The organism is Acinetobacter sp. 826659 (assembly GCF_000588515.1).
GTDB classification, from domain to species: Bacteria; Pseudomonadota; Gammaproteobacteria; order Pseudomonadales; family Moraxellaceae; genus Acinetobacter; species Acinetobacter pittii.
Window position 1 is genome coordinate 278,338 of the sequence record NZ_JFYD01000003.1, and the last position, 17,206, is coordinate 295,543.

Consider the following 17,206-nt stretch of genomic DNA (forward strand, 5'->3'; position numbering starts at 1 on the left):
TCATATCTATTTTTTTCGATATTCATATCTATTTTTTTCGATATTCATATCGTATTTTTTCGATTAACATTCGAAAACTGAACTGCTTTGCCGTTTTAATCGCTAAAAATCCAAGAGTTCTACATATTCATAGATGAACTGTATTTAAACTAAAAGTTCAGCAGACTCTTATAAACCTTGTTTTAAACTCGCTTCGATAAAACGATCAAGGTCACCATCAAGAACAGCACCTGTATTAGAGTTTTCAACACCGGTACGTAAATCTTTAATACGAGAATCATCTAATACATATGAACGAATTTGGCTTCCCCAACCAATATCAGACTTCGAGTCTTCTAGAGCTTGAGCTGCTTCATTACGTTTTTGCATTTCCAATTCATACAAACGTGCACGTAACTGTTTCCATGCGTGGTCACGGTTAGCGTGTTGCGAACGCTGGTTCTGACACGCCACCACAATACCTGTTGGGATGTGAGTCAAACGCACAGCCGAGTCGGTCTTGTTAATATGCTGACCACCAGCACCAGATGCACGGTAAGTATCAGTACGAACATCAGAAGGGTTAATATCAATTTCAATATTGTCATCAACCTCTGGTGAAATAAATACCGCAGAGAATGAAGTGTGACGGCGGTTGCCACTGTCAAATGGTGATTTACGAACTAAACGGTGTACACCTGACTCTGTGCGTAACCAACCGTAGGCATATTCACCTTCAACACGAATCGTTGCTGATTTAATACCTGCTACGTCACCGTCAGACACTTCCATAAGTTCTGCTTTAAAGCCATGACGTTCAATCCAGCGCATATACATACGTAAAAGCATAGACGCCCAATCTTGTGCTTCTGTACCACCTGAACCTGATTGAATCTCTACATAGCAAGGATTCGGGTCCATTGGGTTACTAAACATACGACGGAATTCAAGTTTAGCCAGTTCATCTTCGGCAGCCCCAAGCTCAGACTGAACATCTTCAAGCAGGCTTTCATCGTCGGCTTCTACAGCCAAATCTAACATCGCTTTTGCATCTTCAAGCTGTGTAGATAAGCCATCCAATACATTAATAACGTTTTCTAGTTCACCTTTTTCTTTCGCCATTGCCTGAGCACGGCTTTGATCATTCCAGATCGCAGGGTCTTCTAACTCACGTAAAACTTCTTCTAAACGTTCTTTTTTCAGATCGTAGTCAAAGATACCCCCGTAGTGTTTGGCTACGATCAGTTAAGTCTTTCAATTGGTTTAGATAAGGATTAATTTCCACGCGAGTGTTCCCATAAGAGCAGATAAACAGTCAATTATTTTAGCATAGCTGCGGTTATCTACGAACCCGCTTTGTATTTCTCATCATATTTCATCAATTTAATTTATAAATTTTCTTCAGTTCAATTTAAGATTAATTGGTAACATCCTCATACAAAATTGGGTACTTTTACAGCATTTTTTATGATCTACACAAAATATCCTCAATTTTAATAAAATAAAACATTATGTTTTTATACTTTAAAATCAATTTGTTAAATTAAATTGATTTACATAAATATCACACGGTTACAGTACGGTTACTTGCGCAAGATTGACGACTAAGCTTTTTCGTCTAGACTAAAAGTTGTAACAAAACATTTATAAAATCGCTTTTTAGAGGGGAGAGATTCCATGAAAAAACTAGCAATTGCATCAGCTCTTTTATCTGCACTCGCAGTGAGTGGCGCAGCAAACGCTTACCAAGCTGAAGTTGGTGGTTCTTACAATTATCTTGATCCAGACAACGGTAGCAGCGTAAGTAAATTCGGTGTTGACGGGACTTATTACTTTAATCCTGTTCAAACTCGTAACGCTCCACTTGCTGAAGCAGCTTTCTTAAGCCGTGCAAGTAACGTTAAAGCCCTTATCAACTATGGCGATAACAGCGGTACAAAAGATACTCAGTATGGCGTAGGTGTTGAATATTACGTTCCTAACTCAGATTTCTACCTTAGCGGTGATGTAGGTCGAAATGAGCGTGAAATTGATAACACTAATTACGACCAAAAAGTAACTACTTATGCAGCTGAAGTAGGTTATTTACCAGCTCCAGGTTTATTACTTGCTCTAGGTGTTAAAGGCTACGACGAAAAAGACGGCAAAGACGGCGCTGATCCAACAGTTCGTGCTAAATACGTAACTCAAGTAGGTCAACATGACGTAAACCTTGAAGCGTTCGGTGCGTTCGGTGACCTAGACGAATATAAAGTTCGTGGTGACTACTACATCGACAAAACTTTAAGTGTTGGTGCTGATTACTACAACAACGACTTAACTGATAAAGATGAATTTGGTATCAATGCTAAAAAATTCTTAAATCAGCAAGTAAGTGTTGAAGGCCGTGTTGGATTTGGTGATAACGACAACACTTATGGTGTTCGTGCAGCATACCGCTTCTAATCAAGCCTAAAGTCATAAAAAAAATCCGCTCAATTGAGCGGATTTTTTATTGGTTTAAATGTACGATGCGTAATTGTAAATTCACATTACCATTAAATGCATTACGATCTATTTCATAGACCAAATGTACATAATCCCGCATTGGGTCAAATTCAAAACGGCCTGCTGCATTAAAAGCAATTGCATCAAAACTGTATTGATCGAGTGCTAATTTAAGCTTCAAATGCGTTTCTTTAAGCCAGCGATAATCAACAACTTTAAAATGCCCCTCAAACTGAGGAAAAGGGAATTTTTGTCCCCAAGGCCCCAACTGTTCTATCCAATCTAATGTATTTAGTTGCAAAGCCGAAGCAGGGAGTTCTCCATCCGTCCATAGCGTTGCTTGAAACAAAGATTCTTCCATTGCTGCAATGCAATTGGTAAATGCAGTTTTAAAAGCTTCGAAGTTTTCTTTATGTATGGTTAAACCTGCTGCTGCTGCATGACCACCAAAATGGCTCACCAATTCTGGATGTTGTTCAGCAACCTGTTCAATCGTATCTCGAATATGAACCCCATCAATTGAACGTGCAGATCCTTTTATATGAATACCATCTTCATCAGGTGCAAATACAATAGTGGGACGATGAAACTGCTCTTTTAAACGCCCCGCTACAATTCCAATCACACCTTGATGCCAGTTTTCTTCGAAGAGTATAAGAGCTGGAGGAACGTCTTCCTTCGAGAGCTGCAAGCTATCTAAAGCAGACAAGGCTTGTTGCTTCATCTCCCCTTCGATTTGACGGCGCTCTATATTTAATTGATTTAACTGTCTCGCGATCGGATAGGCAGATTCCATAGTGTCAGCTAATAAACATTCAATGCCTATACGCATGCTCTCCATGCGTCCAGCAGCGTTAATACGCGGACCTAAAACAAAACCTAAATCTTGTGCACGCAAAGATGAAGCCTCACGGCCAGCAATATCTAGCAACGCCAATATTCCGACTCGGCATTGATGTTGTTGAATACGTTTTACACCTGCATCAACCAAAATACGGTTGTTATAATCTAGAACAGCAACATCCGCATACGTTCCCAAAGCAACCAAGTCTAGATATTGAGTGACTTTACTTGTACTTTTGTTTTGCTTGTTACGTAAACTTGCTAAATTGGCCAGCACATAAAATGCAACTCCAACACCTGCAAGCGCCTTACTTGGGAACTCACAACCTAACTGATTTGGGTTTACAACTGCTTCTGCAAGCGGTGTTTCTTTAGTCGTTAAATGGTGATCTGTAATAACCACTTGCATGCCCAGCGCGTGTGCTGCATCAACTCCAGCATGGCTGGAAATTCCATTATCGACTGTAATTAATAAATCGGGTTGATAAGTTTGATGTGCAAGCTCTGCAATTGCGGGGGTAAGCCCATAACCGTATTTAAATCGGTCTGGAACCAAATAGTCGACTTGTGCCCCCATATCGCGAAGCACCAATACCATTAAAGCTGTGCTAGTTGCACCATCGGCATCATAATCACCGACAATAACAATTTTTTTCTGCTCATCAATAGCTTGATCTATTAATGCCACAGCAGTTTCTAATCCCTTGAGCTGTGGAGCTAATAAATTCTTAAGCTTTAACTCTAATTCCTGTTCAGATTGTACCCCACGCCTTGCCAAAATTTCGGCAATAAACGGAGGCACGCCCTGAAACTGTTCAGGGCGTGTCAATAAAGGTCTTTGTTTGATTTGTATTTTTGTCATTTAAGGCATCAGTCGGTGCAGCGTCCATTGACCGTCGATTTTTTCATAACTCAAGCGGTCATGTAAACGATTTGGTCGCCCTTGCCAGAATTCATAATAATCTGGCTGCAAACGATAGCCTCCCCAGAACTCTGGTTTATCAAGCACTTCACGACTTGTAACTTGCTGTTGTAAGTCTTGAAAACGTTGCTGTAACAGCTCTCGGCTTTCAATCTTACCACTTTGCGGCGTACTGATATGCGCTGCAATCTGGCTATCACGTGGTCGTTTACGATAGTAATCTGTAGACTCTTGCTCAGCAATTTTGACTACATGACCACCAACTCGCACCTGACGCTCTAGACTTGGCCAGTAAAATAATAATTCGGCATATGGGTTTTCTGCCAAATCGATACCTTTCTGACTGTCGTAGTTAGTATAAAAATCATACCCAGCTTCTGTAGCCCCACGTAACAAAACTGTTCGAACATGAGGTCTGCCATTCGCACTTGCTGTCGCTAATGACATTGCATAGGGTTCATGCAAATTAGCTGCTAGAGCATGGTTAAACCAACCAAGAAACTGCTGATGAGGACTAGATTCAACTTGCCCCTCATGCAATTCTCCTTGCTCGTAGCTTAAGCGTAATTCACTTAAATCTTTAATGACATCACTCATGTCATGCACCTTATGCGACTTGTGCTTGTGAACGAACTGAATCTGCTAAATGCTGAGCTAAAGCATTCACTTCTTGCTCATCATCACCTTCGACCATAACACGAATTACAGGCTCTGTACCTGACTTACGAATCAAGATTCGTCCACGTCCTTTGAGCTGTGCTTCTGCTTTATCAAACTCGGCAACCAATGCAGGGATAGAATACGGATCAAGCATTTGTTCTAAACGTACATTCACAAGAATTTGTGGGAATAGTTTAAAGTCTTGAACCAGTTCATGAAGAGCCTTATTTTGCTCGACCATCACGGTTAAAACTTGAAGTGCTGCAATAATCGCATCACCAGTTGTGCTCTTGTCTAACGTTAAAATATGGCCAGATGGTTCCCCACCAGTAACCCAACCATTTTCTTCTAGGGCTTGTAATACATAACGGTCACCAACCTTAGCACGAACAAAACCAACATTCGCTTTTTCAAGTGCGACTTCGAGTGCCATATTACTCATGACAGTGCCCACTACGCCTGCTGGCTTATTTTGAGCCTGAGTCGCTAAAATATATAAGATATGGTCGCCATCAATTAAGTTACCAAACTTATCGACCATCACAACACGGTCAGCATCACCATCAAAGGCAATCCCTAAATCTGCTTCGTGCTCAACTACAGCTTTTTGTAGTTTTTCAGGATGTGTTGAACCACAACCTTCATTAATATTTAAACCATCTGGCTCATTATATAAAGCAACAACTTTTGCCCCTAACTCACGGAAAACCGAAGGACCAACGCTATACGCCGCACCATGAGCACAGTCCAACACAATCTTTAAATTATTTAAGTCAAAGTGGTAAGGGAAAGTAGATTTACAAAATTCGATATAGCGACCATTCGCATCATTTACACGAACACTTTTACCTAAGTTTGCCGTGTCCTCAATAAACAAATCTTTTTCTAATTCGAGGTTAATTTCTTCTTGTAGAGCATCTGGTAATTTTTTACCTTCGCTTGAGAAAAATTTAATACCATTATCAAAATATGGGTTATGTGATGCAGAAATCACGATACCTGCATGCGCATGTAAAGCACGAGTAAGGTGCGCAATTGCTGGGGTCGGTAATGGGCCAAGCAAATGAACATATACGCCAGCAGCGTTTAACCCCGCCTGCAAAGCAGACTCTAAAATATAACCAGATAAACGAGTGTCTTTTCCTAATACAACAAGTGGCTTATTTTTTGGACTCGTTCGTTTTAATACCTTCCCTGCAGCAAAACCGAGTTTTAAAGCAAACTCTGGAGTAATAGGCATTTGCCCAAATTTTCCACGAATACCATCCGTTCCAAAATAACTCATAGCTTATCTCATTTTTACGCCACTTCAGCCGTGGCTTACTTCATATATGGCAATTCCGCCATATCTCTTTTCGTCAGATTTACTTTACACCAAAAACAAAAAGCCGTCAGTGTAATGACGGCTTTCTTCATTGTTTTGGTTACGAAAATCTAACCAACACGATAGTTTGGAGCTTCTTTAGTAATCGTTACATCATGAACATGTGACTCAGACATGCCTGCTGAAGTAATTTTCACAAATTTCGCATTTTGGCGAAGATCTTCAATCACAGCTGAACCTGTATAACCCATCGAAGAACGTAAACCACCCATCATTTGATGAACGATGTTACCCATTGGGCCTTTATAAGGAACACGGCCTTCGATTCCTTCTGGTACTAACTTCTCAGCACCTGCTTTTGAATCTTGGAAATAACGGTCAGCAGAACCAGTTGCTCCCGCCATCGCACCTAATGAACCCATACCACGATATGCTTTGTAGTAACGACCTTGGAAAAACTCAACTTCGCCCGGCGCTTCTTCAGTACCCGCAAGTAATGAACCAACCATTATCGTACTTGCACCCGCACCGATTGCTTTTGCCATATCGCCAGAGAAGCGGATACCGCCATCTGCAATTAAAGGAATTTGATCTTTTAGTGCACTAGCAACGCTGTCAATCGCAGAAATTTGTGGCATACCGATCCCAGCCACAATACGTGTTGTACAGATAGAACCAGGGCCAATACCTACTTTTACAGCATCTGCACCTGCATCTAATAATGCTAATGCAGCATCACCAGTTGCAATGTTGCCACCAATCACTTGTACTTGAGGGAAGTTTTGTTTCACCCAACGTACACGTTCAATTACACCAGCAGAGTGGCCATGCGCTGTATCAACAACAATTACGTCAACACCAGCTTCAACCAATGCTTCCACACGACTTGGTGTATCAGCACCTGTACCTACCGCAGCACCAACACGTAAACGACCAAGATCATCTTTACAACTGTTTGGATAGCTCTCAGCTTTGCGGAAGTCAGTTACTGTAATTAAGCCTTTAAGTTCGTTGCTCTCACCAACGACTAAGACTTTTTCAATACGGTGTTTTTGCAATAATGCTTGAATATTTTCTTTAGACTCGCCTTCACGTACAGTGACTAAACGATCTTGGCCTGTCATGATGTTGCTAACAGGTTGCTCTAAATTGGTTTCAAAACGCGTATCACGGCCTGTCACAATACCAACAACCTTGCCGTCTTTAACAACAGGTACACCGCTAATGTTATTAGCGCTGGTGATTGCGATGAGTTCACATACTGTAGTTTCAGGCGTTACAGTGATAGGGTCTTTCACCATACCCGCTTCGAATTTTTTCACACGGCGTACTTCTGCAGCTTGAGCAGCAATATCCATGTTTTTGTGCAAAATCCCGATACCACCATTTTGTGACATAGCAATCGCCATACGTGACTCAGTCACTGTATCCATTGCAGCTGAAACTAATGGGATATTTAAATGAATGCCGCGAGTTAAACGTGTCTTTAAAGAGACATCTTTTGGGAGAACAGTAGAGTAGGCAGGAAGTAATAAGACATCATCGAAGGTTAGCGCTTCTTGAACGATGGTCAGCATAACAATCTCACTGGTAAATTCCGTGAGCTATTATAAACAAATTTCAATGCAATTTTCATATTATCTTTGCCTTTTTCAGCAATAGATATAGAGCTTCTCCAAATAATTCCCACTTATTATAGTTTTAACGTTATTTTTTAATCGAGGTTTTTGCAACCCAGAATTTTATCTGGGTTGATCATTAGACATAATATTTAGCTAGGGCAGCTAAAAATTCGCTCAGTCATTAAATCTACGCCGCATGGCAAGGTCTCAATCCAGTCCAAAAACTGATTGACCATTTCTTTACCAATAAATGGACTACCATGCTGAGGCACAATCATTTCAATATCCATTTGGCGCACCATATTGACCCACAAACGGATAACTTTATTGGAACACATATAGCGTTGGTGAAAAGCCTTCATTTTCATGACGTGCGTATCGAAATCTTTTAAAGGCTGATTAGCATCTTCAACAATCGAGGCACCCATATCGCCAGAAAACAGAATCTTAGCAACTGGATCATAAAACTGAAAATTACCCACCGAATGTAAGAAGTGAGCGGGAACTACCACAAGCTTGGATTCTCCTAGAGTAATCACTTGGCCGCGGTCAGGTAATTCAATAAGACGGTCTTCCCAATTCCCTTTCATACGCTCACTCATAAATGAGGAATTTAGGTGTGGTAAAAAACGTGCCCATAATTTTGATGCAACAACTTTAGCATCGGTATAAACCAGCCAGCGTGGCATTGAGGTAATAATGTCTGGATCTTGATGCGAGGCCATCACATAGTCCAGATTTTTCAAACGTGTATATTTATTTAATTCCATCGTTAATGGAACGTAGGTCAAATCGCCACCCGGGTCTATTACAGCAGCGCGCTCATGGTCAATAATTAAAAATTGATTGGCTTGGATGCCTTCCCCTTTAACCAAGCTGGTAAAACTAATACATTTATGTACGCCATTGTCAAATAATATCTGCGATGTTGTTTTTTCAAACCCCATACAATTCCCCAAAAAAACTTTAAATATTAGATATTTTTATATCCATAATAAAATAAAGGGATTCAGTAACTCTTGCAATAAACTACTTTATTTTTCTAATAATATTTTAAAATTGATTTTGCTTTTCTTATTTTATAAATGAATCATAATGTTATTTAAAATTAACCCACAATAAATTAAAATAATTCTCATTATCAAATTTACTTTTTGTGCTGCTTAGGCCTCCCATGAATCAACCCTTCCATTTTTCAACATCAAAAACATTGTTAGCAGTTGCTATTTTTACTTCGATGACAGCAAGTCACGCTGAAGAAATAACAGAACAACAAAATTCGACCAGTGTTCTCCCCACGATTTCTGTTAAAGCGCAAAAAGAAAGCACTTCACCTTATGTCGCAACGAAAGCAAACTCTGCTTTAAAATCAGACGCACCTTTATTTAAAACTGCTCAGTCGGTTTCGGTAGTAACCCGCGAGCAACTTGACCAAAAACAAGCAAAGACACTTACAGATGCACTTGAAGGTGTTGCTGGTGTTGGAGCTGGGAAACTTGGTCGTCGTGGTTGGGATGATTTCATTATTCGAGGACAAACTTCTTCTGATTCAGTTTATGTAGATGGCTTAAGAGTAGGCCAAAATACGTATGTTGCTACTGAGTTATCAGGCATGGATCAGGTACAAGTTTTAAAAGGGCCTGCATCTATTAATTTTGGTTTGGTTGCTCCAGGAGGTATGGTCAACTTAGTGACTAAACGCCCTCAAGCTGAAAGCTTTGCTCGGGCCACTATGACTTATGGCAGCTACAACCTTAAAGAAGGAACGTTCGATTTAAACTATAGCCCTAATAATAGTGAAAAAGGTGCTTTCCGTTTAAATGGTCGTATCTCGGATCAAGATGACCCAACAGATTATGTATATTTTAAAAATTACTACATCTCCCCCTCTTATAACTTTGACTTAGGGGATAACACTGATCTCTCTGTCATCGCAAGCTATCAGCATCGCGAATACATTCGTCAACAAGGCTTACCTATCATTGGTACCTTAAAAGATAACCCTAACGGCGCTATAGACCGAAGTTTATATATTGGTGATCCTAATTTTGGTAAATATGAAGCAGATGTTTACCGCACAGGTTATACCTTTAAACACGCTTTTGATAATGGTTGGAACTTTAACCAGAATTTTGCTGTACAAAAAACTGAAATGGATGGCAAAGCAGTCTTTGCTCAAACTAAAAAGTTTTGGACTGACTCAACTTACACAACAATAAATCGAGCAAATAACAGCCGCCACCAAATTATTGATAATTTAATCTTTGCCATCGATAACCGTTTAAATAAACAATTTGATCTATATGGCATGCAACATGACGTTAATATTGGAGTCGATGCTTTTCAGGAAAAAAGTGATTACACCAATGATAAATATAATATTGGCAATTTAAATATCTATGACCCCGTTTATGGTCAAACTGTGGAATTGACGGAAAATGTTCGTGATATCAACCGCCTCAAATATTTAGGGCTTTATTTACGTGACCGTATTCAGCTTAATGACCAGTTACTTTTAAGCTTATCTGGTCGCCAAGACTGGGCACAAACTCAAACTACAAGTTTGGTTAATAGCAATACGAGTAAACAATCAGATAATGCATTTACGGGCAGTGCCTCTGTCATGTATACCCTTAATGACATTGTGGCTCCTTATGTCAGCTACGCTACTTCATTTACACCCAACAGTGGTACTGATATAAACAGTAATCCGTTTAAACCTGAGAAAGGAAAACAGATAGAATTCGGGATGAAGTTACAAAGCTCAGATCAACGAGTTCAAGGTGCTATCGCTTGGTATGATTTAAAACGTCAGAATATTGTAGTTAATGATTCAGTAAATCCAAATGAAAAAGTACAACGTGGTGAACAGTTAACTCGTGGTATTGAAACTGAACTTGGTGCAGAAATTCTAGAAGGTTTAAAATTAACAGCTGCCTATACCTACACAATTGATGCTGAAATTAGTAAAGATGCAAAAACAAGCAATGTAGGAAAATCGCTAAATAATATTCCTGAGCATGCTTATAGTCTGTCGGCTCGTTATAAATTTGACCCTGCCTCAAAACTTGGTTGGTATATCGGCGGTGGTTTCCGTGGTGAAACCTATAAAACTATGGATAAGCTAGATGTCCATATTCCAGGCTATACCGTATTTGATACAGAAGCTGGCTATGAGGCAGGACATTGGGGTGCTCAACTTGCGATCCGTAATCTATTCGATAAAGATTACTATGCAGGTGCCTTAAATGAAAATTTGGTGACTTTAGGTAATCCACGTCAAATTAACTTTACTGTGAAATTTAACTATTAAAATTGTCCACAAAAAACGCACTCGATTCGAGTGCGTTTTTTTGGCAGCTTAAAATGTGTTAGAAGAAATAATGCTGCACTAAAGTAGAGATACCTACAATTAAGAAAATAGCAGCACCAATTTTATGAATGAGCGAGATAGATAAACGTTCAGCCAATTTATTACCAATAAATACAGCAGGTGCATTGGCAATCATCATCCCTAATGTTGTACCTAACATCACCCAAAAGATGCTGTCATAACGTGCAGCTAAAGCGACTGTTGCTATTTGGGTTTTATCACCGATTTCTGCTAAGAAAAACAGGATAAAGGTTGCACCAAAAACACCAAACTTTTGCCATCTATTAATACTATCCGTTTCGTCATCGAGCTTATCTGGAATAAGCATCCAGAACGCCATACCAATGAAGCCAGCTGCAAGGACCCAGACTAAGATTTCGGGGCTCAGGACGGTCGTAATCCACTGTCCAAGTACAGCAGAAATACCATGATTAATTAGAGTAGCTAAAAGAATCGCAATAAGAATAGGGATTGGCTTACGGAAACGTGCAGACAGTAAAAGGGCCAATAATTGGGTTTTATCGCCCATTTCAGCGAGGGCAACAATCGAGGTAGAAATCAGAAATTCTTGCATGTCGTTTCTCTGGCTAGCATAAATGCCCATGACCTACCCCTCCTGCTAGCCAAATATCTGCAGAGTGGTAAATCAAAGGTCTTGCCAACTCGGAAACGATGAGACGTTTAAGCTATGATGACCATGTTCTGTTGAACAATTATGTTGACCATCACCTATTCATTTAGAAATGAATAGCGGCTACTCCCCAATGAAGTATGCGTTTATTATATTCGAGTAGTTCTATTTTTCAAACATTCAGGCAAAAAATTTTATCCACGCCCAAACCAACAATCGTCCTAGACCCAATAGTAAAGCTAAACAAATACTTAAGTTAATAAATCCAAAATGATTAATGCCAGTTACGTGCTGAGACTGAAATTCAAATGGCAAAATAAGCATTGCTACAAATACTTCCAAGCCTATTGCAACGTAAGTCATCCATTCCCAAGGTAAGTGTAAAACACTCACCCACAACCCCATTAATAAAAATACAATTAATAGAATCGGCACCATGATTTTTAAAAATCCTACCATTTATTCTTTCTCCTTTACCGACTAACGAGAAATTTCTCCTCTCTCGACACTTCATTTTTCGTCTTTAGATTAACTTGAAACCAATTAAATTAAATATCAAAATAAAACCCCGCCGAAGCGAGGTTTTAATGATTCATTTAAAAATATTAGATTAATAAAGTACGAATATCTTTAAGAAGTTTCGTAAGTTTATTTGTAAAGCGAGCTGCATCTGCACCATTAATTACACGGTGGTCATAAGACAATGACAACGGCAACATTAAGCGCGGATCAAAGTCTTTACCATTCCATACTGGCTGCATTGTTGCAGGTGAAATACCTAAAATTGCAACTTGTGGCCAGTTCACAAGAGGTGTAAATGCTGTACCACCAATTGCGCCCAAACTTGAAATGGTGAAATTCGCACCTTGTAAGTCTTTTGGTGTTAATTTCTTATCACGTGCTTTTTGACCTAACACACCCAATTCAACTGCAATTTGCTTAATTGATTTTTGGTCTGGGTTACGAAGTACTGGCACAGTTAAACCATCAGGTGTTGCTACCGCAATTCCCATATGGATTTCATTGCGCAAGAGCACTGATTTACCGTCATCAGATAGATGACCTGCAAACTCACGCTCTTCTTTTAACAAGTACGCAACCGCTTTGATAATGAATGCCATAATCGTCAGGCTAATACCTTCTTTTTTGAAGTTGCCTTTTAACTCATTACGCCAATCTTCCAACTCAGTAATGTCAGCCAAATCAAACTGGGTGACTTGCGGAATAAAGTTGTTCAACGACAATTGCGGAATTGATACTTGCTGCAAACGTGTCAGTACTTTTTCTTCTACGCCACCAAACGCAGTGAAGTCAGGAAGCTTTGGCAAACCCGAAACCGCTGGTGCAGCCGAAGCAACTGGTGCCGCTTGCGGTGCAGTTAAACGAGTCTTCACATACGCAAAGATATCTTCTTTAACAACACGGCCATGTTCACCAGAAGTTTTAACTTGAGATAAAACTACACCAAGTTCACGAGCAAGCTTACGCACAGCTGGGCCTGCATAAACTTTAGCGTTTTCGGCTTCTTGTTCTTTGGTTAATTTATCATTACCAGAAGAAGTAGGAGCAGATACTGATTGAGTCGGAGCAGGAGTTGCCGCTTTAGGTGCTGCTGCCTGCGGAGCTGGAGCTGATTCTGCTTTTGCCGCTGGTGCAGCAGCAGGTGCTTGGCCTTCAGCTTCAATTGTTGCCAGCAATACACCTTGTGAAACTTGTTGGCCTGCTTGCAAGTGAATTGCTTTCACAACACCCGCAACAGTACTTGGAACTTCCACAGTTGCTTTATCTGACTCAACAACAACAAGACTTTGATCTACATCAACTTTATCACCAACCTGAACCAAGATTTCAGCAACAACTGCTTTATCTACACCCAAATCAGGAACGTTAATATCAACCGGTCCAGATTGAGTAGCAGTCGATGCTACAGTTTCTTGCTGAGCTGGTGCAGGTGCTGCCGCTGGAGCTGCTGTTGTAGAAGCAGGAGCTTCTGCTTGCGCACTTGATGCAGATGTTGTTTTTACTTGAATAAGAACAACACCTTCTTTAACTGTATCGCCTTCTTTAACTTGAATGCTTTCTACAGTACCTGCAACACTGCTTGGTACTTCTACAGTTGCTTTGTCAGACTCAACCACAACGATGCTTTGTTCAACATCAATCTGTTCACCAACTTTTACTAAAATTTCACCAACTAGTGCTTTTTCAACACCAATATCGGGAACTTGAACTTCAACCACTTGGCTAGTTGTTGCCGTTGCTGGTTGAGCAGCAGTTGAAGGCTGTTGAGCCGTTGCCGGTGCTGCTGTTTGTTCAGCTGCTGGTGCAGCTTTTGGAGCTTCTTCTGCTTGAGCTACGGGTGCAGCCCCCTCAGCTTCAAGTTCAAGCAATACCGTACCTTCAGCTACGCTATCACCTTCTTTGATTAAGATGCTTTTTACCACACCTGCTGAAGTGCTAGGCACTTCAACAGAGGCTTTATCTGACTCAAGCAAAACAAGGCTGTCATTTTCTGCAATGCTGTCGCCAACTTTTACTAAAATTTCAGCAACAACTGCTTTATCTACACCAATATCAGGGGTCTTAATTTGCATGCTTAGTTCCCCTCACCTGTTTGCGTTTCATTATATTCAGCAACTGCCTGAACTTCTGGATGCGCTTGAGGAGCCCATGCCACTGGACGGTCAGTATCTAACTCAAAGTTAGAAATTGCGTCTTTAACTAAACGTGCGTCCACTTCACCTTCGTCAGCTAATTTTTTCAAAGTAGCAACAACGATATGTGCAGCATCAACACCAAAGAAACTACGTAAATTAGCACGTGTATCTGAACGACCGTATCCATCTGTACCTAATGCAACAAATGGGCGACCATCTGGAAGATAAGCACGGATTTGTTCGCTGTAAGCACGCATATGGTCTGTTGCTGAAACAACGATACCTTCTGTGCCACGTAACTGTTTAGATACCCAAGACTCTTTCACTTCTTCAGAAAGTGGGTGTAAACGGTTGTATTCTTCACATGCCATACCATCACGTGACAACTCATTGAAACTTGTTACACTCCAAACGTTTGAATGGATTTGGTATTCATCACGTAAGATTTTCGCAGCTTTGATTACTTCACGAAGAATTACACCTGAACCAAGTAATTGGACAGTTGCTTTTTCATCTTTTTCGAACAAGTACATACCACGTTTAATGCCTTCCTCAGCGCCTTCAGGCATTGCAGGATGCTCGTAGTTTTCGTTCATTACAGTTAAGTAGTAGAACACACGCTCTTGGTTCACATACATACGTTGTAAACCGTCGTGTACGATTACAGCTAACTCATAACCAAAACATGGATCATAAGATACACAGTTTGGAATAGTGTTCGCCAAGATATGTGAATGACCATCTTGGTGCTGTAGACCTTCACCGTTCAACGTTGTACGACCAGCAGTTGCACCTAATAAGAAACCTTGAGCTTGCGCATCACCAGCTGCCCACGCAATGTCACCAATACGTTGGAAACCGAACATTGAGTAGTACATATACATTGGAATCATTGGCAAGTTATTCGTTGAATAACTTGTTGCCAACGCAGCCCATGCACTCATCGCACCAGCTTCGTTAATCCCTTCTTGTAGCATGTGACCGTCACTTGCTTCACGGTAATGCATTAATTGTTCTTGGTCTTCTGGGGTATATTTTTGGCCGTGAGCAGCATAGATACCAAGCTGACGGAACATACCTTCCAGACCAAAAGTACGTGCTTCATCTGGAACGATTGGTACTACGCGGTCTTTAATCGCTTTTTCTTTGAGTAAAGAAGCAATTAAACGAACCATCACCATCGTAGTAGATTGTTCTTTACCACCTGAACCATTTAATACAGCATCAAATACAGATAATTCAGGAATCGCTAAGATTTCACTCTCTTTACGACGTGCAGGCAGGTAACCACCTAACGCTTCACGACGCGCCTTCATATACTTCATTTCTGGAGAGTTTTCACTTGGGCGGTAGAATGGAAGCTCTTCTAACTTATCGTCTGTAAATGGAAGATTGAAACGGTCACGTACATATTTCAAAGAGTCAATCTGCATTTTTTTGATTTGGTGAGTTTTGTTCACCGCTTCAATTTCTTCAGACAAACCGTAACCTTTAACAGTTTTCGCAAGAATAACTGTTGGTTGACCTTTAGCTTTCATTGCTTCTGCATATGCAGCAAACACTTTGTAAGGGTCATGACCACCACGGTTGAGATTATCGATGTCTTCATCGCTTAGGTCTTTTACAAGTTCCGCAGCTTCTGGGTACTTGCCAAAGAACTTCTCACGCGTGTATGCACCACCTTTCACTTGATAGCGTTGGTATTCACCATCAACTGTCTCTTCCATTACCGCTTTCAAAGCGCCTGAGGTATCTTTTGCAAGAAGTGGGTCCCAATGACGGCCCCATACCACTTTAATTACACGCCAGCCTGCGCCACGGAATAAAGATTCTAACTCTTGAATGATTTTACCGTTACCACGTACAGGACCATCTAGACGCTGTAAGTTACAGTTAACCACCCAAATAAGATTATCAAGCTTTTCACGACCAGCAAGTGAAATTGCACCAGTACTTTCTGGCTCATCCATCTCACCATCGCCAAGATAAGCCCAAACTTTACGATCTTCTTCTTTGATCAAGCCACGGTTCATCAAATATTTTTGAATATGTGCTTGATAAATCGACATGATTGGACCAAGACCCATTGATACTGTTGGGAATTGCCAATAGTCAGGCATTAAATATGGATGCGGATAGCTTGGTAAACCGTTACCGCCAACTTCACGGCGGAAATTACTTAACTGTTCTTCAGTTAAACGTCCTTCAAGGAATGAACGTGCATAAATACCAGGAGCACAGTGCCCTTGGTAATAAATCATATCTCCGCCAAAGCTATTGCTGTTTGCGCGGAAGAAATGGTTAAAACCTACGTCATATAATGTTGCACTTGATGCGAAACTCGCCAAGTGTCCACCTAAATCATCACCTGTTTTATTCGCACGAAGTACCATTGCTAAGGCATTCCAACGAATCAATGCACGAATACGGCGTTCCATATCTTGGTCGCCTGGCATTGCAGGTTGTTCTTCAACAGAAATTGTATTTAAGTAAGGTGTATTGAGACGTTGAATTGGAACATGCTTAGCAATTGCTTGTTGGTAAAGTTTTTCCAACAAGAATGCCGCTCGTTCAGTTCCCATGTGTTGTAAAACTGAATCGAATGCATCTTGCCATTCTTGGGTTTCTTGTGCGTCGGAGTCACCGTAAAACGCCATAATTCACCTGTTCCTTGTTCTCTAATCTACTTTGTATTTTTACCACGTTTT

Annotated in this window: 12 protein-coding genes and 1 riboswitch; of the genes, 2 read left to right on the forward strand and 10 right to left on the reverse strand. The window is 40.5% G+C overall.

The features are described 5' to 3' along the window. Positions 1 to 168: 168 nt before the first annotated feature. Positions 169 to 1,264, reverse strand: a protein-coding gene (gene prfB / locus J663_RS08325) for a peptide chain release factor 2 (RefSeq protein ID WP_099475557.1) whose coding sequence is annotated in 2 segments (ribosomal slippage) — positions 169 to 1,191 and positions 1,193 to 1,264 — 1,095 coding nt in all. Because the reading frame shifts where the segments join, the coding sequence is not laid out codon by codon here. A 392-nt stretch (positions 1,265 to 1,656) separates the two neighbouring features. Between prfB and J663_RS08330 the strand changes: the two genes are divergently transcribed. After that, the gene (locus J663_RS08330; protein WP_033849046.1) at positions 1,657 to 2,424 is read left to right on the forward strand and encodes a putative porin; all 768 of its coding nucleotides are present in this window, start codon (positions 1,657 to 1,659) and stop codon (positions 2,422 to 2,424) included. A gap of 46 nt (positions 2,425 to 2,470) precedes the next feature. On the opposite strand, the gene recJ is transcribed toward J663_RS08330, so the two are convergent. From recJ to J663_RS08355, 5 genes are all read right to left on the reverse strand, one after another. Further along, positions 2,471 to 4,171 (reverse strand): single-stranded-DNA-specific exonuclease RecJ, encoded by a 1,701-nt coding sequence (gene recJ, locus J663_RS08335; protein ID WP_033849047.1) that lies wholly within the window; start codon positions 4,169 to 4,171, stop codon positions 2,471 to 2,473. After that, complete coding sequence (gene pdxH, locus J663_RS08340) at positions 4,172 to 4,828, reverse strand: pyridoxamine 5'-phosphate oxidase (protein ID WP_032004988.1); 657 nt, start codon at positions 4,826 to 4,828, stop codon at positions 4,172 to 4,174. It lies immediately after the preceding gene. Between the two features lie 10 nt (positions 4,829 to 4,838). Further along, complete coding sequence (gene glmM, locus J663_RS08345) at positions 4,839 to 6,176, reverse strand: phosphoglucosamine mutase (protein ID WP_032004989.1); 1,338 nt, start codon at positions 6,174 to 6,176, stop codon at positions 4,839 to 4,841. Between the two features lie 149 nt (positions 6,177 to 6,325). Next, the gene (gene guaB, locus J663_RS08350; RefSeq protein WP_033849049.1) at positions 6,326 to 7,792 is read right to left on the reverse strand and encodes an IMP dehydrogenase; all 1,467 of its coding nucleotides are present in this window, start codon (positions 7,790 to 7,792) and stop codon (positions 6,326 to 6,328) included. 194 nt (positions 7,793 to 7,986) lie between these two features. Further along, positions 7,987 to 8,784, reverse strand: coding sequence for an MBL fold metallo-hydrolase (locus J663_RS08355; protein ID WP_033849051.1), 798 nt, complete (start codon positions 8,782 to 8,784; stop codon positions 7,987 to 7,989). A gap of 227 nt (positions 8,785 to 9,011) precedes the next feature. Between J663_RS08355 and J663_RS08360 the strand changes: the two genes are divergently transcribed. Continuing rightward, entirely contained in the window at positions 9,012 to 11,150 is a 2,139-nt protein-coding gene (locus J663_RS08360; protein WP_033849053.1) for a TonB-dependent siderophore receptor, read from the forward strand. 58 nt (positions 11,151 to 11,208) lie between these two features. Here the strand turns inward: J663_RS08360 and J663_RS08365 are convergent, their stop codons facing one another. The 4 genes from J663_RS08365 to aceE all read right to left on the reverse strand — a co-directional run bounded on the left by J663_RS08365 (position 11,209) and on the right by aceE (position 17,155). Then, positions 11,209 to 11,784: a TMEM165/GDT1 family protein gene (locus J663_RS08365; RefSeq protein WP_005804434.1), complete on the reverse strand. Its 576-nt coding sequence runs from the start codon at positions 11,782 to 11,784 to the stop codon at positions 11,209 to 11,211. Positions 11,785 to 11,799: 15 nt separating this feature from the next. Beyond that, positions 11,800 to 11,985, reverse strand: a riboswitch (yybP-ykoY riboswitch). A gap of 36 nt (positions 11,986 to 12,021) precedes the next feature. Beyond that, positions 12,022 to 12,300 (reverse strand): hypothetical protein, encoded by a 279-nt coding sequence (locus tag J663_RS08370; protein ID WP_033849055.1) that lies wholly within the window; start codon positions 12,298 to 12,300, stop codon positions 12,022 to 12,024. A gap of 146 nt (positions 12,301 to 12,446) precedes the next feature. Continuing rightward, positions 12,447 to 14,435: a 2-oxo acid dehydrogenase subunit E2 gene (locus J663_RS08375; RefSeq protein ID WP_033849056.1), complete on the reverse strand. Its 1,989-nt coding sequence runs from the start codon at positions 14,433 to 14,435 to the stop codon at positions 12,447 to 12,449. A gap of 2 nt (positions 14,436 to 14,437) precedes the next feature. Next, positions 14,438 to 17,155, reverse strand: coding sequence for a pyruvate dehydrogenase (acetyl-transferring), homodimeric type (gene aceE / locus J663_RS08380; RefSeq protein WP_033849059.1), 2,718 nt, complete (start codon positions 17,153 to 17,155; stop codon positions 14,438 to 14,440). Positions 17,156 to 17,206 lie beyond the last annotated feature (51 nt).